Origin of the sequence: Winogradskyella helgolandensis (assembly GCF_013404085.1) — a bacterium.
GTDB classification, from domain to species: Bacteria; Bacteroidota; Bacteroidia; order Flavobacteriales; family Flavobacteriaceae; genus Winogradskyella; species Winogradskyella helgolandensis.
The window spans coordinates 2429516-2449610 of record NZ_JABFHO010000001.1; the positions used below are offsets into that span (position 1 = coordinate 2429516).

Annotated in this window: 17 protein-coding genes; 11 read left to right on the top strand and 6 right to left on the bottom strand. The window is 33.8% G+C overall.

Translation table 11 applies throughout. The annotated features are described in order from the left end of the window. The first annotated feature begins 92 nt into the window (after window positions 1-92). A complete protein-coding gene (locus HM992_RS10155) occupies window positions 93-926 on the top strand; it encodes a T9SS type A sorting domain-containing protein (protein ID WP_179319582.1) in 834 nt (277 codons plus the stop codon). A gap of 83 nt (window positions 927-1009) precedes the next feature. On the opposite strand, the gene HM992_RS10160 is transcribed toward HM992_RS10155, so the two are convergent. Further along, window positions 1010-1360, bottom strand: a complete 351-nt coding sequence (locus HM992_RS10160; RefSeq protein ID WP_179319583.1) for a hypothetical protein — start codon at window positions 1358-1360, stop codon at window positions 1010-1012. A gap of 164 nt (window positions 1361-1524) precedes the next feature. On the opposite strand from HM992_RS10160, the gene HM992_RS10165 reads away from it, so the two are divergent. Further along, complete coding sequence (locus HM992_RS10165) at window positions 1525-2049, top strand: hypothetical protein (protein ID WP_179319584.1); 525 nt, start codon at window positions 1525-1527, stop codon at window positions 2047-2049. A 147-nt stretch (window positions 2050-2196) separates the two neighbouring features. On the opposite strand, the gene HM992_RS10170 is transcribed toward HM992_RS10165, so the two are convergent. From HM992_RS10170 to HM992_RS10180, 3 genes are all read right to left on the bottom strand, one after another. Continuing rightward, window positions 2197-2997, bottom strand: coding sequence for a hypothetical protein (locus tag HM992_RS10170; protein WP_229720475.1), 801 nt, complete (start codon window positions 2995-2997; stop codon window positions 2197-2199). Between the two features lie 76 nt (window positions 2998-3073). Beyond that, entirely contained in the window at window positions 3074-6364 is a 3291-nt protein-coding gene (locus HM992_RS10175) for a S41 family peptidase (protein WP_179319585.1), read from the bottom strand. A gap of 153 nt (window positions 6365-6517) precedes the next feature. After that, window positions 6518-7129 carry an acyl carrier protein phosphodiesterase gene (locus tag HM992_RS10180; RefSeq protein WP_179319586.1) on the bottom strand — a complete coding sequence of 204 codons (612 nt, stop codon included), beginning with the start codon at window positions 7127-7129 and terminating at the stop codon, window positions 6518-6520. A gap of 80 nt (window positions 7130-7209) precedes the next feature. Between HM992_RS10180 and glmM the strand changes: the two genes are divergently transcribed. From glmM to HM992_RS10195, 3 genes are all read left to right on the top strand, one after another. After that, a complete protein-coding gene (gene glmM, locus HM992_RS10185; protein ID WP_179319587.1) occupies window positions 7210-8598 on the top strand; it encodes a phosphoglucosamine mutase in 1389 nt (462 codons plus the stop codon). Between the two features lie 96 nt (window positions 8599-8694). Further along, on the top strand, window positions 8695-10197 hold the full coding sequence (locus HM992_RS10190; protein WP_179319588.1) for an aminotransferase class V-fold PLP-dependent enzyme: 1503 nt from the start codon (window positions 8695-8697) through the stop codon (window positions 10195-10197). Window positions 10198-10342: 145 nt separating this feature from the next. Next, the gene (locus HM992_RS10195; protein ID WP_178984882.1) at window positions 10343-10942 is read left to right on the top strand and encodes a hypothetical protein; all 600 of its coding nucleotides are present in this window, start codon (window positions 10343-10345) and stop codon (window positions 10940-10942) included. A 129-nt stretch (window positions 10943-11071) separates the two neighbouring features. On the opposite strand, the gene HM992_RS10200 is transcribed toward HM992_RS10195, so the two are convergent. After that, window positions 11072-11962 carry a lysophospholipid acyltransferase family protein gene (locus tag HM992_RS10200; RefSeq protein WP_179319589.1) on the bottom strand — a complete coding sequence of 297 codons (891 nt, stop codon included), beginning with the start codon at window positions 11960-11962 and terminating at the stop codon, window positions 11072-11074. Between the two features lie 59 nt (window positions 11963-12021). Here HM992_RS10200 and HM992_RS10205 point away from each other — a divergent pair, with 59 nt between their 5' ends. Together HM992_RS10205 and HM992_RS10210 are read left to right on the top strand one after the other, a co-directional pair. Continuing rightward, window positions 12022-12681 carry a rhomboid family intramembrane serine protease gene (locus tag HM992_RS10205; RefSeq protein ID WP_179319590.1) on the top strand — a complete coding sequence of 220 codons (660 nt, stop codon included), beginning with the start codon at window positions 12022-12024 and terminating at the stop codon, window positions 12679-12681. A gap of 119 nt (window positions 12682-12800) precedes the next feature. Next, complete coding sequence (locus HM992_RS10210) at window positions 12801-14609, top strand: hypothetical protein (protein ID WP_179319591.1); 1809 nt, start codon at window positions 12801-12803, stop codon at window positions 14607-14609. An 81-nt stretch (window positions 14610-14690) separates the two neighbouring features. Here the strand turns inward: HM992_RS10210 and HM992_RS10215 are convergent, their stop codons facing one another. Continuing rightward, window positions 14691-15845, bottom strand: coding sequence for a TlpA disulfide reductase family protein (locus tag HM992_RS10215; protein ID WP_229720476.1), 1155 nt, complete (start codon window positions 15843-15845; stop codon window positions 14691-14693). A 161-nt stretch (window positions 15846-16006) separates the two neighbouring features. Here HM992_RS10215 and mnmE point away from each other — a divergent pair, with 161 nt between their 5' ends. The 4 genes from mnmE (at window position 16007) to HM992_RS10240 (ending at window position 20045) form a co-directional block, all read left to right on the top strand. Continuing rightward, window positions 16007-17413 carry a tRNA uridine-5-carboxymethylaminomethyl(34) synthesis GTPase MnmE gene (gene mnmE, locus HM992_RS10225; protein ID WP_179319592.1) on the top strand — a complete coding sequence of 469 codons (1407 nt, stop codon included), beginning with the start codon at window positions 16007-16009 and terminating at the stop codon, window positions 17411-17413. Between the two features lie 130 nt (window positions 17414-17543). Continuing rightward, a complete protein-coding gene (locus HM992_RS10230; protein ID WP_226696405.1) occupies window positions 17544-17996 on the top strand; it encodes a helix-turn-helix domain-containing protein in 453 nt (150 codons plus the stop codon). Window positions 17997-18003: 7 nt separating this feature from the next. Continuing rightward, window positions 18004-19098, top strand: a complete 1095-nt coding sequence (locus HM992_RS10235; RefSeq protein WP_013622768.1) for a site-specific integrase — start codon at window positions 18004-18006, stop codon at window positions 19096-19098. Then, window positions 19098-20045, top strand: a complete 948-nt coding sequence (locus HM992_RS10240; protein WP_179319593.1) for a DUF6617 family protein — start codon at window positions 19098-19100, stop codon at window positions 20043-20045. The genes HM992_RS10235 and HM992_RS10240 overlap by 1 nt, the downstream gene beginning before the upstream one ends. The last annotated feature ends 50 nt before the right edge of the window (window positions 20046-20095 follow it).

The window sequence follows — 20095 nt, forward strand, 5'->3', positions numbered from 1 at the left end:
GCGCATTATTATGTTTGTTAAAAAGGTAAGATCTAAAAGGATTTTGATTTTATTATTATAAATTGCTAGTTAACCATTTAAAATAATAATATATGAAAAAAATTACTTTCGCGATTGCTCTATTAACATTAGGATTACAGGCGCAGACTTTTCCTAGTCCATATTGTGATATTCCTGAACTAGCGAATCCTTGGGGAGTAGAAGAAATCTCAACGGTGAACTTTTCAGATGCTAGTATTGTAAATACTGACGACATCTCTATTTTAGTAGACGAAACAGCTACAATTGCAAACGTGGCTCCAGATGAAACGTATACATTGACCCTTACAGGTCATACTTACGGTGACTTTGACGCAAATATAGTAGCTTTTGTAGATTGGAATCAAAATGATATTCTCGATGATGAAGGCGAAGTGTATGAGCTTGGTTTACTTTCAAATACCGATGGAACCGATGGAGTTTTTGTATCTTTAGATATTGCAATTCCTACAGACGCTGTTTTAGGTGAAACACGTATTAGACTAACAAAAACATATACCAATCTTGTAGGTGAAGGTGAAAACCCTCCTTCTCCCGCTGTAATCGATCCTTGTGGTATTCTATTTAATGCATTTGGAGTATCTATTGAGGAAAGTTACGGTCAGGCCTTAGATTTTACATTAAACTTAGCACCTTTAAGTGTTGATGAGTTTGAGCTTAACGCTTTAGCTATATATCCTAATCCGGCTCAAGATGTTTTAAATATTGATTATAAGACGACATTAACAGGTGTGAAAATGTACAATATCGTTGGACAGGAAGTTTTGTCGAGAACAACAGCAACATCTCAATTACAATTAGATATCGCAGCGTTTACCTCTGGAATCTATATCGTAAAGTTATTTACAGAAGAAGGACAGCATAGTTTTAGAATTGTTAAAGACTAAAAATTTAATCGTATAATTTTAAAACAAAAAAACTTAGTCCTTTATAGACTAAGTTTTTTTTATGTTTAAAAGAGAAGTTGCGGCTATTTAATAATAACTAGTTCTCCTGTTTCTATAGCTTTTGCATAATCGGCTTTAACTTTGTTTAGAAGACCAAAGAATTTAGAACCGTCTTTTTTCTTAATAATTACAGTTGTAGAGCCGTTATCTTTTGTGTCTACTTTATCAATAACAACAGCCTCATTATCTACGGATTTATAACCCGTAACAACACCGCGTTTTATTAACGTATTTGCTTTAGGAAAATCAATGTGATTAAAGCCTTCAGCAGATGGCGTTTTAACAGTTAGAATATCACCAACTTTTGGCTCATTATGAGCAGAAGCCGATAAAAAGAATGTAAAGCATAAAAGTGTAAAAAGTAATTTTTTCATAATTAATTGAGTTTAATTTGATATTATGATAAAAATAATGAGATTTATTGGTAGGATTTGTCACTTTTAATAATTCTTAACATTTGTAAATGCAATTTACCTTTAGGATTGATTTTTTCTTATTTTAGTTTTTTTTAATAACTAATTATAACACCTTATAAACTATGAAATTACTAGGAATAGGATCAAGAATAAACCATTCAGACTATGGAAAAGGAGTGGTTACCAACGTCACTTCAAATCACTACTGGGTCACCTTTATAGATAACGGATTAGAGACTATAGATTTAGACTCAGAATTTGAAGTGATTGAAGCCGCAGAAGACGAAGTTGATACGGTGAGTTTCTATGAAGTAGAACGCAGTTTAAAGGCCATATTGAAAAAATGGTCTGATGTATCAGAAGTCATCACTATTGCAGATAAATGGAAAGGAGGTAAACTCATTATGCAACCTGGAGATACTAATTTAAAGTCGAGTGAAGTACCAATAGATACGTTCTTTCATAAAATTACTATGGTGCGCGATCGCTTGCGTGTTATGGAACAAAAGATCAATTCGAGTAATCTAGAGGAACAAGAGAAAATAGACCTTCAGCAATATATAACAAGAAGTTACGGAAGCTTAACGAGTTTTAATGTGTTGTTTAAATTGAAGAGTCAACAGTTTGTTGGGCAACGCTCTAAATAGTTATTATATTCCTAATTAGTGCTCAATACTGTTGAATATCGTTGATTCCGACGCTGTCGGAATTTAGGTGTTTAATTTTTGTTTTATTGGGTGCTTAGGTTGTGGTTGATTTACATTTTTAAATTAGCAACTTTGCATGAAAAAAAATTAAAGATTTAGCCCTTTAACATCGGTTAGTTCTATTCCTAAAAACAAAAACTTATGAAAGGTTGGTAATTGTGCACCGCTTTCTGTAGTAATCCAGTTTTCCCAAGTAGCCTCTATGCCTTCAATAGGAAGAATATCTACCCACATTTGAAAGCTTTTTGGTTTCCCAGAATCATCTAAATGCCATAAATAGGAATCGCCAGGCGTTGTTCCGCCAGAAGTGTAAGTCACTAATAGTGCATTCTTTTGGTCTTCCGTTTTTACTAAGCGACGTTCAACTCCAGCATCAAATACTTTGTAAGGTGCAACCAACCAAAACGAATCGTTGTTAAAATAACTTTCGGCTTTTGTAATATAATCTTGTTTTTCAATGCCGTTGTATTCTTGTTCTAAAACAAAAACTTTTGAGTTATTTCGATTTTCCAAATCTAAAATTACGGTGAAATCGTCCCAATACACTTCACAAGTTTTATCAGATTTATACCATTTATAATGGTGTCTACCTTTAAACGTCCATTCTATATATGCCGTATTTAAATAAGCTTCTTCATTTAAGGCTTGTAGCATATTTGTTGCTAACTGGTCGGCTTTAGCTCCTTGTTCGCCTGTCGGCAACTCTTCATTGTATTTAAAATATATAAACCCGAAGAGTAGGAGGGTTGGTAAGGTGAAGAATACGATGAGTCCACCTATTATTTTAAATGCTTTTTTTAGTTTAGATTGCTTAGCCACGACGTGTTGAATTGTTTGTTGTGCAAATTTAGTATAAATAGTTGACGTCATGGCGAGGAAGAATGACAAAGCAATCTGTTGAATGTTTCATTATACTTTCAATTCGTTCCTCGTAACAAGTTCAAGCCTTATAATGACGTAAAACTTAATTATCAGATTTATAACCTTCAGGACGTTTCCATCGTACAGGTGCTTTTGGTTCTGGTTTTAATTCAAACTCATTATTCTTAAGTAATTTCATAGCTTCTTCAACAGCACGTTCTAACTGCGGATCGATGCCTTTAGATGTTAATTTGGGATCTTGTATCACTTCAATATCTGGTGCTACACCTTCACCTTCAACAGCCCATTCCCCATTGACGTCGTAAAATCCACCACGAGGAGCTACCATTCCGCCTCCATCAATAAAAGGTGGAGTGTCCCAAGTACCTACAAGGCCTCCCCAAGTTCTGGTGCCAATCATCGGTCCTATATTTTTCATTTTAAACATGTAAGGCAGTAAATCACCACCTGATCCAGCACGTTCGTTAATCAACATGACTTTTGGTCCCCAAATTCCAGCCATTGGTGTGGTCCATGGTCGGTTATCATTAGCTCTACTGTTAAAGTAGCCAAACAATTCACGCGACATAATATCTATCATATAATCAGCAGCCGAACCACCTCCATTATTTCGTTCGTCTATAATCACTCCTTTTTTATCTTGTTGTGAAAAATAGTATCGGTTAAATGATGTGAAGCCGCCTTCTCCTGTGTTTGGTACATAGACATAGGCCAATTTACCATTAGAGAGTTCGTCTACTTTTCTACGGTTGCTTTCAATCCAATCCATAGTTCGTAAACCTCTTTCACTACTAACAGGCTTTATTAAAATAGTTTTGGCATCTGCTAGCGATGGTTTAGAGTTTACTGTAATGTTAATTTCACGACCAGCCGTTTGCTCTAACACACTGTAAGGATTTACAGTTTCAGAAAGCTCTTTGCCATTTATCGCTAAAATATAATCACCGACATTTACATTAATTCCATGTTGTGCTAAGGGAGCATTTATATCAGGATTCCAGCGTTCTCCACTAAAGATTTTAGCAATTTTATAATTGCCATTTTCTAGTTCTAAATCACAACCTAATAAACCTACTGGTACACGATCTACATTTGGAAAGTCTCCACCATAGACGTAAGAATGTCCAATAGCAACTTCGCCACTCATAATATCCACAACGTAATTTAAGTCGGTTCTATGGCGTACATGGTCTATCCAAGGCGAATACCATTTGTAAATGGCGTCCCAAGGAGCACCATGAACATTATCTACATATAAGAAATCGCGCATATATCTCCAACCTTCTTTAAATATTTGATGCGCTTCAGCTTTAGGGTCTATCTTTATTTTTAGATTGGTTTTTAAATTATCTTTTCCAGGTTTTGGTGGAGCTTTGGTATCAGACATTACCCAATTTCCTTTTTGAAATAATAGTATTGAATTTCGGTCTTTCGAAGCGACCATTTGCCATACACCATCAGCATAGTCCGTTTTTTCTTCTTTTTCAACGTCAAACGTATAGACTTTAAGGCCGTCTTCATTTGGAATTGATTCAGAAACAAATACGCTATTTTCAGGACCTTTAAGAAGTCCGATATAATTCCGAGCTGGCAAATCTAAAGCGACAGCTCTGTCAAAAATTCCAGTTTCGGTAATGGTAACTGAAATGTTTTTAGCTTCTTCTTTGTCATTATCCTTGTCATTATCCTTGTCTTTTTTCTTGTCTTTAGCTTTCTTATCGCTATCCTTATTTTTCTTTTCAATCTCCTCCATATCATTTTTTGGAAGATTTGGTGCATCATCTTTAGCATTTAAAACGATGGCATATAAACTGCGTGATAAAGTGGCAGCAGAGTCGTAGTTACTCATGTCTAACCAACCTGTTTGAAGACCATAATTGGTGCTTGCTAAAGTGTAAATGTATTTACCCGAAGCATCCCAAACCGGACTAATAGCATCTGCAATAGGGTCGGTGAGTTGCATCGTTTTCTTTGAGTCAATATTATAAGCAAAAATAGATTTGAAATGACTCTCTAATTGTTTTGAAAATGCAATCCACTTACTATCTGGAGACCACACCGGATTCATAGTTCGGTTAGGATGTGCGTAACGATCAGTTGCTACGATTTCAGTTTTTTTAGTTTCTAAATTAAGCACCCAAATATTGTAATGTGTGTCTGTGTAAGCGATGTGTTTTCCATCTGGTGACCAATCGGGTTGAAAATAGAAGGTCGGATTTGGTAGATTAATCGCTTCTACATTTTGCCCATTTTGATCGGCTATTAGTAATTGGTATTCACCATTTTTATCCGAAAACCACGCCACTTTATCACCTTTAGGAGACCAAATCGGATTGCGATCTGCAACGCCAGGTGAGTTGGTAATATTCATCCAAGTGCCGTTTTCTTTAGGAATTGTAAAAATCTCACCACGATACTCAAAAATGGCACGTTTACCATTTGGTGATAGATTAGGATTAGATAAATTTGAAGCAGATACATCTTCCCATTTTGTTCTATAAAAGTTTAAATCTGCTTTAACATCTATATGTAATTGTGTTGTATTTCCTGACGTTGGATTGTAAGTATGAAGATAACCACCTTGTTCATAAACAATCTTGTCTTCACTGGCATCTAAGCTTTTTACATCAAATTTCTTATGAAAGGTAATTTGCTTTTCTTCTTTGGTGTTTGGATTAAAAGACCAAATATTCATGGTATAATCGCGCTCAGACATAAAATACACCAGCCCATTTAACCACACAGGGTCTAAGTGTCGTTCTTTTGTAGGCTGAGAAGTTCTAATGAGTTCTTTCGTTTCCATATTCACCACCCAAATTGGTAAGGCTTGGCCACCACGATAATTTCTCCATTCGGCATCCCAACCTGTAATTGGTGTGTAGGCTAAATACTTACCATCATGAGACAGTTCTCCGTAGGCCGCTCTGGGAATATCTAAGGCTTCTGGTAAACCTCCTTTTGTTGACACCGTAAAAAACTTACTCGTCATTGTCGGTTGACTTTCTCTACTAGATCTAAAGAGTACCTTTCCATCAGGAGTCCAACCTTGAACAAAGTCTCCTTCAGGATGAAAGGTTAATCGTTTTGGTTCTCCTCCTTCAGAGGGCATCACAAACACATCAACATTACCATCGTATTGTGCTGTAAAGGCAATCTGGGTTCCATCATTAGAAAAATGTGGATTAGATTCGTAACCATCGTCGCTGGTTAATCTAATTGCAGTTCCGCCATTTACGGAAGCTTTCCATAAGTCGTTGGCATAGACAAATACAACATCACTGCCATGTAAAGTGGGTTGTCTTAAGAGTTGTGTGCCTTGGGAAAATGAAAATAGTGAGCAACAGAATGCTAGTGTAACAATACATTGTTTCATGTTTGGTTGGTTTTGATACGTAGGTTTTACTATGGAATTCGGTGAGGATAAATATACAATTTACAGTTTGTAGATTATTTAAAAAGATGTTAAAAACCAATTAAACAACTTAAATTCAGGGCTTTTATTATAGGATAGGGTTTAAAGCATTAATTAAGTACTAAAATCTTCAAACTGTTTCTCTATCTCAATTCGTTTTGTAATACTGAACGCTCTAAGGTCTTCAAAAAATAGGGTAAAATCAGTTTCAAAAGCGTCGTAATGCTCTTTTAATTCTTTGGTGGCTTCATTCATTTTAGAACGGCCTTTTGTTCTTTGGTTCATGCCATTTAGAACAATTTGAATGCCTTCCACAGTCGTATAACTGAGAAGCCAATTACCTTCTATCATTATCGGAGTTATTCTTTTAAAACGAGGCGGTAGAATGTCTATGTTTTTGGTCAAACTAGTATAAAAATCGGAGATGTAACTCTCTAGCGGAATATCAGAATACGTTTTCCAATTTTTAGCTAAAAAGTGATCGAAAAATATATCTACAATAACGCCACTATAATGACTGTAACCTTTATGTAAGCGTTTAGTGCATTGTCTAAAAAGCGGATGTGCATCTGTAAATGTATCAATATTGCGATGCAATTGAATACCAATTTGGATGTCTTTAGGGTATAATTTATACTTATTACCTCTAACTCCGTCTGCGACAAAGTTGCCTATAGCAATGTGTTCATTGTCTCCTGAAAGATAAATATGAGCGAGAAAATTCATATTTCGAAATTACAAATTCATAATCACAAAATAGTTAAAAACGGTATATCTATTTATATTTGTTAAAAATTGAAACATACATGACATTAATAAAATCAATATCAGGAATTAGAGGCACTATTGGAGGAGCAGTAGACGATAACTTAACACCAATAGATGCGGTTAAATTTGCGGCAGCTTATGGCACTTGGTTAAAACAGCAGCGAGACAAAGATAATTATATCGTGGTTGTTGGTCGTGATGCTCGTATTTCGGGTGAAATGATTCAGAATTTAGTAATGAATACTTTAGTTGGCCTGGGGATTCATGTGATTGATTTAGGCTTATCTACAACACCAACTGTAGAGATTGCAGTTCCTTTAGAACATGCCGATGGTGGTATTATTTTAACAGCAAGTCATAACCCAAAGCAATGGAATGCTTTAAAACTTCTTAATGCTAAAGGTGAATTTTTGAATGGAGCAGAAGGACAGAAGATATTAGAGATTGCAGAATCTAACAGCATGAATTTTGCTGAGGTGGACGATTTAGGAAAAATAACCATTAATGATGCCTATATTGATATTCATATTGATGAAGTCTTAGACTTAGACTTAGTGAATGTGCAAGCCATAAAAGACGCTAATTTTAAAGTAGTTGTTGATGGTGTGAATTCTACAGGAGGTATTGCTATTCCATTATTACTAGAACGTTTAGGTGTTGAGCCTGTGAAATTATATTGTGATCCAACGGGTCATTTTCCACATAATCCAGAACCACTTAAAGAGCATTTAGGTGATTTAGCAGAAGCGGTGGTGAAAGCACATGCAGATTTCGGAATTGTTGTAGATCCTGATGTGGATCGTTTGGCATTTATGGATGAAACAGGAGAAATGTTTGGTGAAGAATATACATTGGTCGCTTGTGCAGATTACGTATTAAGTAAAACGCCAGGGAATACGGTAAGTAACATGAGTTCTACACGTGCGTTGCGCGATGTTACAGAAAAGCATGGTGGTACTTACGAAGCTAGTGCTGTAGGTGAAGTCAATGTTGTAACTTTAATGAAAAAGAATAACGTTGTTATTGGTGGTGAAGGTAATGGAGGTATTATTTATCCGGAATCACATTACGGACGTGATGCTTTAGTTGGTGTGGCTTTATTTTTAAGTTTATTAGCTGAAAAGCAAATGAAAGTAAGTGAATTGAGAGCCTCTTACCCAAATTACTTTATGAGTAAAAAGAAGATTCAGTTAACGCCAGGATTGGATGTCGATGGGATTTTAAAAACTATGGAAGCGAATTATAGTCATGAAAATTTAACCACCATTGATGGAGTTAAAATTGACTTTGCAGATAGTTGGGTACACCTTCGTAAGAGTAACACAGAACCTATTATTAGAATTTATACAGAAGCTCCTTCGCAAGCAGCAGCAGATACTTTAGCGAATCGAATTATTGGAGAAATTAAAGCGATTGCCAATATTTAATATCTTTAAGTTGGCTTAAATAGCTCAAAATCTGAAGTAAACAAACGTACCTTAAATGCTATTGATTTTATAGGTGTAAAGTAAAATGACAGAAGGATGATTTTAGAAACAAATACAACCGAAACTACTGAGTTAGAAACTTATTTTAATCAGTTTAGACAACATATCATTGGTCAAAATCAAATGTTCGAATCTCCTTATGGAGAACAAAAAATCATCTACACGGATTGGACGGCTTCTGGTCGTTTATATAGACCTATTGAAGACAAATTAACGAATGATTTTGGTCCTTTTGTAGCTAACACACATACGGAAACTACGGTTTCTGGTACGGCTATGACTAAGGCATATCATAAAGCGCGACACATTATTAAAGATCACGTTAATGCGAATGACGATGATATTTTAATCTGTTCAGGCAATGGTATGACCGGTGTTGTCAACAAGTTTCAACGTATTTTGGGTTTAAAAGTTCCTGAGAATTTAAAGGAGTTTACTAACATCCCAGAAGAAATGCGACCAGTTGTTTTTATTTCTCATATGGAGCATCATTCTAACCAAACGACTTGGTTGGAAACTATGGCAAAGGTTGAGGTGGTTCCACCAAATGAAGAAGGTTTATTTTGCCTTAAAAATTTAGAAACCTTATTACATCAGTATAAAGACTGTACAATAAAAATTGCCTCAGTTGTTGGTGGTTCTAATGTTACAGGCATTCAGGTTCCGCATCATGATGTCGCTAAACTAATGCATCAACATGGTGGAGTTTGTTTTGTAGATTTTGCCTGTTCAGCACCTTATGTTGCTATGGATATGCACCCAAAAGATGAAGACGCCCAATTAGATGCTATTTTCTTTTCACCTCATAAATTTTTAGGTGGACCAGGAACGTCTGGAATATTGGTGTTCAACAAAAAATTATATAAAAATATGGTGCCTGATTGTCCAGGAGGAGGTACCGTAAGTTGGACCAATCCTTGGGGAGAACATAAATACATAGATAATATTGAAGACCGAGAAGATGGTGGTACTCCAGGATTTCTTCAGGTTATAAAAACGGCACTTTCTATTCGCTTAAAAGAACAAATGGGAGTGGATAATATGCTGAAACGTGAACATGAATTGGTTCATATTATATTTGAGAAATTAGGTGAAATTCCGAATATTAATATTCTTGCAGCTCAGCATCAAGATCGCTTGGGTGTTATTTCATTTTATATTGACGATTTACATTTTAACCTAGCAGTAAAGTTATTAAATGATAAATTTGGTGTTCAAACACGTGGTGGTTGTAGTTGTGCTGGTACGTATGGGCATTTCTTATTGCACGTAGATCAGCAAATGTCGCACGAATTAACCAATGAGATTTCTATTGGAGACTTAGTGAGAAAACCAGGTTGGATTCGGATGTCTATTCATCCAACAACTACTAATGCCGAGATTAGGTATGTTTGTGATAGTATTATCGATTTAGCTAAAAATCACGAGGATTGGGCAAAGGATTACGAGTACTCTAAATGTAACAATGAGTTTATACACAGAGCATTAGTTGATCAGCCTTGCTCTGCTATTGATGTGGATGCTTGGTTTGAGATGTAGTGGTTGAAAATGAATATTTAGAGACGTGTAAATAGCTTCTTAAATTGGTTTTGGAATTTTATTTTGTAAGGTTGACATCCATTTAAACTAATTCTTAGTACGCGAATAGTTCTCGACTGCGCTCGAACAGACAATAGGACTAATTATGAAAAAAAACATTATAATTTGTTGGTTATTATTTCTGTTAATTTCTTGTAAATCAAAAGATAATATTACCTCAAATTTGAGAACTAATTTACCTAGTTTTTTCGGTAATGAACTTGATTTTTTAGGAAGTTATTCGTCTTCTAGGGAAATTGATAATGATATATATACATATCAGTATAATAAACTAAATTTAAAAACTGTAAAAAAAGAAAATAGATATGAGTTTTGGATTGATGATGTATTAATTTATTCCATAGTTCTCAATAATAGTGATGAATGTCGAATTATTGAAGTATTTAAGAAAAATTTTATTCTTATTTCTTCTGGTAGTTGTGGAATAGCAACACCTGATTTTATTGACAGGAATGATGTTAAAGTGCTAGACTTAAATTCTCGAAAGGTTTATAGTTTTTCACTTAGTAATTTAAGACTAACGCGATCAATTGAAATGTCCAAACTAGCTTATCCTAAATCAAAATTATATTATGGTATATTAAATTTTGATTTAGATTTTAAAACAATCAAAATATATAATCAGTTTTCAGGAGTATTAGAAATTGATTTATATGAAATGACTAATAATAATGAATTGAATTAATAATTGTCAGACGGTTTGTTATTTTTATAACTTGAGTATTTTATAAAGGATGTCCTAAATCCATAGGTTTCTCAGGTGCTTTATTTACAATAAAATGCATATTGTTTTAAATTCATAAATCTTATGATTTTAAAGGAATTCAGTAGGCACTTTGTCTCTATGTTTCCAGCGTCTGTGTGTCCAAAGATAATACTGTGGAGCTTCTAAAATTTGTTCTTCGACCAGTTTAAAAAACAGATCTGTAATTTCGTAATCTTTGAAGTCTTTAGGATGTTCTGTAATGGTTTTAAACGTTGTTTCATAATAGCCACGCTTAATTCGTTTTACGCTAAAAAACACCACTGCCATATCTAATTTCTTAGCCAACATTTCTGCACCAGTATGCATTGGTACTTTTATGCCCATAAATTCATTCCAGTGAAAGGCTTTATGAACTTTAGGGGTTTGGTCAGAGACAAATCCATTGATGGTTAATTCTCCTTTTTTCTTACTTTCTAGCAGAACGCCATAGGTTTCTTTTGTAGTGATAAGGTGAGAATTATATTTGGCTCTAATACGTTTTACTAATTTATCAAAATACTTATTGGCTAGACGTTTGTAGACGGCATAACCTTTATGCTTAACATGTTTTTGTAAAATAAAAATCCATTCCCAACTGCCATAATGCGCGCACATTAAAATAATACTTCGTTGTTTTTTTTCTAGATCATTGATTAATTCGACATTTGTAAACTTAAAGCGTTTATTCATTTCAGCTTCAGTAATCGTCAATGATTTTATGGCTTCCACCATCATATCACAAAAATGGTGATAGAATTTTCCTGTAATTATAGAAATTTCGTGTTCTGATTTTTCTGGAAAAACCAATCGTAAATTCTCTTTTACAACTGATTTTCTGTAACCGAAAATTTTATACATAAAAAAGTATATGACATCAGAGAATCCGTAAAGTAATCTAAATGGTAATATTGATATTAACCAAAGAATCGGGTAAACTAAAATATAAGCAATAAGTTGCATTAAAGTATGATTGCATTTAAGCACAAATATATATATTTGATTTATAAGAATTAGAATTTATGGACAATTTAGGTATAAGTATAGTTACCATTGTAATCATTGCAGCCAACGGTATTATGTCCTTTAAAGGATTTGATGATCGTGGTTTTTTTGAGAAATACAAGTTTAATGTTGGTAGTATAAAACGAGGTGAACAGATTAGGATGTTGAGTTCGGGCTTTTTACATGCAGATCTTACGCATTTGTTATTTAATATGTTTACGCTTTACTTTTTTGCAGATGCTGTAATTATGAAGTTGGGGTCCTTCAATTTTATTGTTATTTATTTTGCTAGTTTAGTTTTTGGAAACTTACTCTCGCTCTATTTTCATAAGGATGAGTATTGGTATAGTGCCATTGGTGCGAGTGGTGCCGTAACTGGTGTTTTGTATGCAGCCATACTGTTACGTCCAGATATGAGTTTGTATATGTATTTTATACCCATTCCTATTCCTGGTTATGTGTTTGGTATTGGCTATTTATTATATTCCATTTATGGTATGAAAAATAGAATTGGAAACATTGGTCACGATGCCCATTTTGGGGGAGCAATAGGTGGCTATGTGGTGACTCTAATAATGATGCCAAGTTTGTTTACTACCAATTTAGGCTATGTTGGATTGTTAGCGATACCAATAGTTATTCTTTTTGTATTGTATAAAACAGGAAAATTAAAATAATTGTAAATTCAGTATCATTTAGTATAATAAAGAATAAAAAGGTATGACAAAAGTCATGTTTTTGCCTGAAAACTAAAATCATCTTTGATGCTTATTCAATTTTTAAAAAAAATTAGAAGATGGCTTTAACAAAATCACTACATAGTTTTCATATACCAGTTATGGGTTTAGCGTATACTATTGATAGTCCAATTCGAGTGGCTCAATATGGTATTTCGTCCGTAGTTTCTATCATAGATGATGAACTGATAGAAAAAATGAATGCTTTTTACAGTAAAAAATTCAACTTACCTTATCAAGAAATAACAAAAAAAGCACAAGACTATCGTGCAGAACGCATCACAGCGTATTTAAATTTAGCAGATACTATTGTTAAAGATAAATTCGCGAAATTTAAAACAGAACTATCTGAAAGCAAAACCGCTTTAGAAAACTTTATAGCCACCTTGCCTAATACTTCAGACTTTAAGGATGGGCTTTCCAATTTACTACAGGAAGGTGTTGCATTTAAGGCTACTGTTAAAAATTATCTAGAAACACATTTAAGACCTGGAGAGATTGATGTTAACATTATGACAAAAGTCGATAAGGATAACTTTGTTAAAGGCGAACAATTACCAACAGAATATAATGATGCACATGCATCGCTACGTGGTTTTGCTAATAGTAATTTAAGTTCATCGGTTGTACTTTCTGCCGGAATGAATCCTAGATTATACAGCTACTTTGAGAATTTTAAAGACTTTTTTCCCGATGCGAATGGTCAGTTGAAAAAGAAAATCATATTAAAAGTTAGTGATTACCGTTCCGCAACTATTCAAGGAAAATTTTTAGCTAAAAAAGGACTTTGGGTTTCCGAGTATAGAATAGAATCTGGTTTAAACTGTGGTGGTCATGCTTTTGCTACCGAAGGTTTTTTATTAGGGCCAATCTTAGAAGAGTTTAAAAACAAGAAAACAGCATTAATACAAGATACACACGATGTTTTTGTAAAAGGTTTAAGTCAAAAAGAACTCGTCGCTCCTGAGCAACCTTTAGAGCTAAAAATTACGGTTCAAGGTGGTGTGGGCACAGCAGATGAGCATCATTTTTTACTTGAAAATTATCAGGTAGATTCTGTGGGTTGGGGAACGCCATTTTTATTAGTGCCGGAGGCGACATCTGTAGATCAACACACACGAGATTTATTACGTAGCGCTAAAGAAAAAGACTTGTATTTAAGTGGGATTTCTCCTTTAGGTGTGCCATTTAATACCATAAAAGGAACGACTAATGAGTTTCATAAACAAAAACGTATCACTAACAATAAAGCAGGCAGTTCTTGTCCTAAGAAATTTTTGGCATTAAGTAAGGAGTTTGGTGTTGAGGGGATTTGTACGGCTTCAAAAAAATATCAAGATGTTAAGTTACAAGAATTAGAAGATAAAAAAGGGGACGTCTCTCCAACGGTTTATGAAAACGCTAAAGCAAAAATAACTGAAAAAGCGTGCCTATGTGTTGGTTTAGCAAATGCGTCTTACTTAGAAAATGAGATTGATATTAAAGGGCAGGAGCAAGGGGTTGTTATTTGTCCAGGGCCAAATGTGGCATATTTTGATAAAGAAGTGTCACTGTCTCAAATGATGCAACATATTAATGGAAATGCTACGGTACTTTCAAATTCAGAACGTCCAAATATGTTTATAAAGGAATTGAAAATGTATGTGGATTATTTAAAGAATGAGATCGATACCATTTCTGAAGACCTCACAGCAAAACAAATTAAAAAATGGACGGCATTTAAAAGCAATCTATTTGATGGTATTGCTTATTATGAAGACTTGTTTGTAACGACTCTATCTTCAAAATATACTACTATTCAAAAGGAACTTCAGTTTTATAAAGATGAATTGATGCGTGTTTCTATACCTGAGTTAGAAATCGTTTAGCTGCTCTTAAATAGAATACTCCTAAAACAGAAAAGCCTTTACGGAAATGTAAAGGCTTTTTTAATAATTTTAATACTCTATTTATTGTTGTAAGAGCTCTTTTACTTTTGCTTCTAAAGCATTTCCTCTAAGGTTTTTGGCAACAATCTTACCTTCGGCATCCAATATAAATACAGCAGGAATAGCGTTTATATTATAAAGTTGTGCTACTGGATCTTGGAAATACTGTAAGTTAGAAACGTGAGTCCATGTTAATTTATCTTTTTCAATAGCATCTAGCCATGTTTGTTTAGGATCCTTTTGAGTGCGATTGCCATCTAAAGATACTCCAATGATTTCTAAGCCTTGGTCGTGATATTTATCGTAAATTCTAACCACATTAGGGTTTTCTCTTCGGCATGGACCACACCAAGCTGCCCAAAAATCTATAATGGTAACCTTGCCTTTAATATCATTTAAACTAACAGTGTTTCCTTCTGGGGTTGGCGCTGTAAAATCTGGTGCTATTTTCCCAATATCAACACGTGCTTTTTTCTGATAAGCAATTAATAAATTATCTAAGTTTATTTTAAGAGATACACCTTTTGGTGATGATTTTAATTCAGAATCAAGGGTGTTATAAGCAGCTAATAATTTATCGATATTGGCATTGTTTTTAGAAGCTTCAATATCAATTAATGCTAAACTATAATAGCTGTTTGTATTGTTTTCTATAAAATTAATTGGAAGTTCTTGAAGCTTCTTTTCGGCAGCTGTAGAAAGCTTTGTCAGCGAATCTCTTTTAGTTGCGGTCTGATTAGCTCTAATGTTTCTTAATTGACTTTTTAGGTCCATAGCCTCTTTACGGATTGTTGTGAATTCATTTTGATAGCGTTCAAAATCATTTTGAGACGACGAGCCAGAAATTTTAGATTGTGCTATATTAGATTTGTCAATAGTAATATCAATCACACTATTTTCTAGCATAAAATTTAGTTTACCATTTACGGAGTTCACAGAAATTGAAGACAACGTTGGATATAAGACTTTACCTGTAAACGAAAACTTTTCATCAATTACAATCGCTGTATCTATAACGCGCTCTCTACCATTTTTCTCAACCATTTTTAAATACGATCGTACTCCATTATAAATTCCTGGAGCGTTACCGTTTATAATGTAATCTGTTCGTTTTTCTTCTGTTTTACATCCTAAAAATAAAAGTCCAATAATGGTGAAGATTAATACGTTTTTCATAATACTATTTTAATTCTAATGTTCTAAATTAATTTAAGGTACTACAAATATAAAAACAAAGCCTTAATACAACGTATATAAACGGTCACTATTGAAGTTGCTGACTATAATATTTAAAGAATCCCATAATTTACAATACTTTTGCAACAAAGAATTAGACGATGCATAACGATACCATTGTAGCTTTAGCAACACCATCTGGAAGTGGTGCCATTGCGATTATACGATTATCAGGAAAGGAAGCGATAACTAAAGCTTCAAAATGTTTTAAATCGGTTTCAAATAAGAATTTATCAAAACAAGCGACGCATACCATTCATTTAGGTCATATTATTGATGATAAAAGAATGGTTGATGAGGTTTTGGTGTCTGTTTTTAAAGATCCTAATTCTTATACTGGTGAAAACGTTGTGGAGATATCGTGTCATGGCTCGTCTTATATTCAACAAGAAATTATTCAACTCTTTTTAAGGCAAGGTTGTCGGATGGCAACCGCTGGTGAATTTACTTTACGTGCTTTTTTAAATGGCAAGTTAGATTTAAGTCAGGCAGAAGCTGTAGCCGATCTTATTTCTAGTGATAATGAAGCGTCTCATCAAATTGCGATGCAACAAATGCGTGGTGGCTTCTCTTCTGAAATAGCGAAGTTGCGTGAAGAACTTTTAAACTTTGCATCATTAATAGAATTAGAATTGGACTTTGCAGAAGAAGATGTTGAATTTGCAGACAGAACCCAATTTAAAGCGCTTATAGAACGTATCACTTTTGTGTTGAAACGTTTGATTGATTCTTTTGCTGTAGGTAACGTGATTAAAAATGGAATTCCGGTTGCAATTGTTGGTGAGCCTAATGTAGGGAAGTCCACGTTGTTGAATGCTTTACTGAATGAAGATCGTGCGATTGTTTCTGAAATTGCAGGTACGACAAGAGATACTATTGAAGACGAAATCTCTATAGGAGGTATTGGTTTTCGGTTTATAGATACCGCAGGAATTCGTGAAACCGAAGATATTGTTGAAAGCATTGGTATTAAAAAGACGTTTGAAAAGATAGAACAAGCCCAAGTGGTGATGTTTTTGGTTAGTAGTGCACAATTGGCTGTAGATGCTGACGCTATTAAAACCATTACTATTGAAATTGAAAAGGTAAAGAACAAGTTTCCACAGAAACAACTCTTAGTAATCTTGAATAAAATAGATCAGATTACGGATTCGGAATTGGCTGATATTAGAACGGCTTTACAATCTAAAGCGACTCAGGTTATTCCTATTTCGGCGAAATCCGGTTTTGGAGTGGAACAACTTACCAATAAGCTTCTCGATTTAATAAATACCGGAGCACTTCGAAATAATGAAACGATTGTGACTAATTCGCGTCATTATGATGCGTTGTTAAAAGCTTTTGAAGAAGTACAAAAAGTAAAAGATGGTCTAGAAACAGATCTTTCTGGAGATTTGTTAGCCATTGATATTCGTCAGGCGTTGTATCACTTTGGAGAGATTACAGGTGAGATTACCAATGATGATTTGTTGGGTAATATTTTTGCTAATTTTTGTATCGGGAAGTAACTTACTTTCTTTTATTTGTTAATCCCTTATTATTGTTGACTTTATAGTGTTTTATCTTCTTTTATTTGTTGTTTATTTGCTCTTTTTTGATTAAATTTGTTGTATATCTGTTGCCTGAAATATAGAATTGTTGCCCATTTCTGTTGGCGAAGATATTGGCGAAATGATGCACCATAACGCACCACGTTGCACCATTACGCTACATAAAGCACCATTTATGAGCAGTAATTTATTCATTCCTAAAACTTGTAAGCATTGCGGTAATGCATTTACAGCACGTACAACAGTTACTAAATACTGTGGCGATACTTGTGCAAAAAGAGCTTATAAGGCACGCAAACGTCAAGAAAAAATTCAAGCTACTCTTACTGAAGATATGCAACAGCAAAAACAAGTTGTTGAAGTTCGCAATCCTAATGCTGTAAATAACAAAGATTTTTTAAGCGTAACAGAAGCCTCACAACTGATTGGCGTGAGTAGATGGACCATTCAAAGAATGATTCAACAAGGACGTTTAAAAGCAGTTCCTTTTGGTAGAAAGCGTATTGTGGCCAGATGGCAAATAGAAAACCTTTTTAATTAATTCCATTATGAAAGTAACATTAAGACAACGCAAGAAGAACGACAAAATAAGTCTGTATTTAGATTACTATCATAAAGGCAAACGTAAAACAGAATACTTACGCTTATACCTTACACCTAATCCTAAAACCAAAACTGAAAGAGAGGTTAATAAGAAAACCAAACAATTGGCTGAAACTATATGTGCACAGCGACAAATAGAAATTCAAAATGGTATTTATGGCTTTCAAGATATTGAAAAGCTAAAAGGTAGTTTTATTACTTATATCACAGCTTTAGCAGAAAAGAAAAATACAAGCTCTGGCAATTATGGTAATTGGAATAGTATGCTAAAACATTTAAAAAAGTTTTGTCCAACAGATGTTAGTTTTCAAGATATAGACAAATCGTTTGTTGAGCGTTTCAAAGAGTATTTAGATAAAGAAGCAATAGGTAGAGCAGGTAAGCAATTGTCTCAAAATTCAAAATATTCGTATTATGGTAAATTTTCAGCGGCATTAAAACAGGCGGTCAAGGATGGAATTTTAAAAGTAAATCCTGCAAATGGTGTAGAGTATTTTAAACAAGGAGAACCTCAACGAGAATTTTTAACGCTTGATGAATTACAAAAAGCAGTTAATACAGAATGTGAACTGCCTATCTTAAAGAATGCTTTTATTTTTTCAGCTTTAACCGGATTACGTTGGTCAGATATTGAAAAACTGATATGGTCAGAAATCCAGCACTCAAAAGAAATGGGATATTATATCCGATTTAGACAAAAGAAAACTAAAGGTGTCGAAACCTTACCAATATCAGACCAAGCAAGAAATCTATTAGGAGAAAAAGGTAATCCAGACGATAAAGTATTTGATGGCTTACATTATAGTGCCTGGTCTAATTTAAAATTACAACAATGGATGATGAAGGCAGGTATTACTAAAACTATTACGTTTCATTGTGCGCGTCATACCTACGCTACCTTACAATTAACTTTGGGTACAGACATATATACTGTATCAAAATTATTAGGTCATAAAGAGTTACGAACTACACAGATATATGCCAAAGTAATTGACGATAAAAAGAAAGAAGCTGCTAACCGTATTCAACTGGATTTATAATGAAAGGAAGTATATTTTCAAGTTTGGTTTCTATAACCAATGGCTTACATAGAGATAATAGACAGGAAAAGGATTTTAAATACTTATTGTCTGATTTTAAATTGAACCAAAAAGCTAATAACGCAGTTTTTAAAGTAAACTTTAAAAAGCCTTTAAATGCGAAAAAAGAATACTATCAAAAGCTAATAATTAATGAAACAGAAAATACAGTAGCATCATTTGTAAAGGAATTTCCGAAAAATGCAACTACACCAGAAAATAAATACAGCTATACCATTCTACTTAATAAATTTGATAAGTACTTAAATGACATTGCAACTTATATCAATAAAAGAGGTATAACAACAGATTTAAATAATGATGACAATTATATCATAAACTACTTAAAAGTATCTGTAATAAGGTTGTATGCTGAACTACAAGAGCAATACGGACAATTTTCGGAAAATACAAAATTCTCAATTTCTGAAATTGCAGAAAAATACTTTAATGATGAAACTTTTGATGTTAGCTTAATAGAAAAGAACACCACTAAAAAAGTTGCTACCAAAAAAACATCAAAAACGAAAGCAACACCCAAGACTTCTTTTGGATATAAAAGTAATGACACTTCAACTTTGCTAACTGTACTTAAACAAGTAAATCTAAAAATCGATTTGTTAGATAACCGCACAACTGTTGAACATTTGCACCAATTGTTATTAGCAAAAGATTTTGCAAATACAGAATCGCAAATTTATCTTCAATGCGAAACTACACAGTTTAGTTACCTTGTAACAAAACTTAAACCATTTTTTAATGGTTTCAATCCTACGGCAATAGAACGTTCTGGAAAATTTATTACTAAAACAGGTACGCTATTAAAGGCGAATAATCTTCACAAAAACAAAATTCACAACCCAAAAGAAAAGGAAGAAATAGATAAAATCATCCAACAACTGCAATAAAAAACAGTAAGAATAGTAAGAAACCTTACTGTTGTCTTACCCTTGTTTTA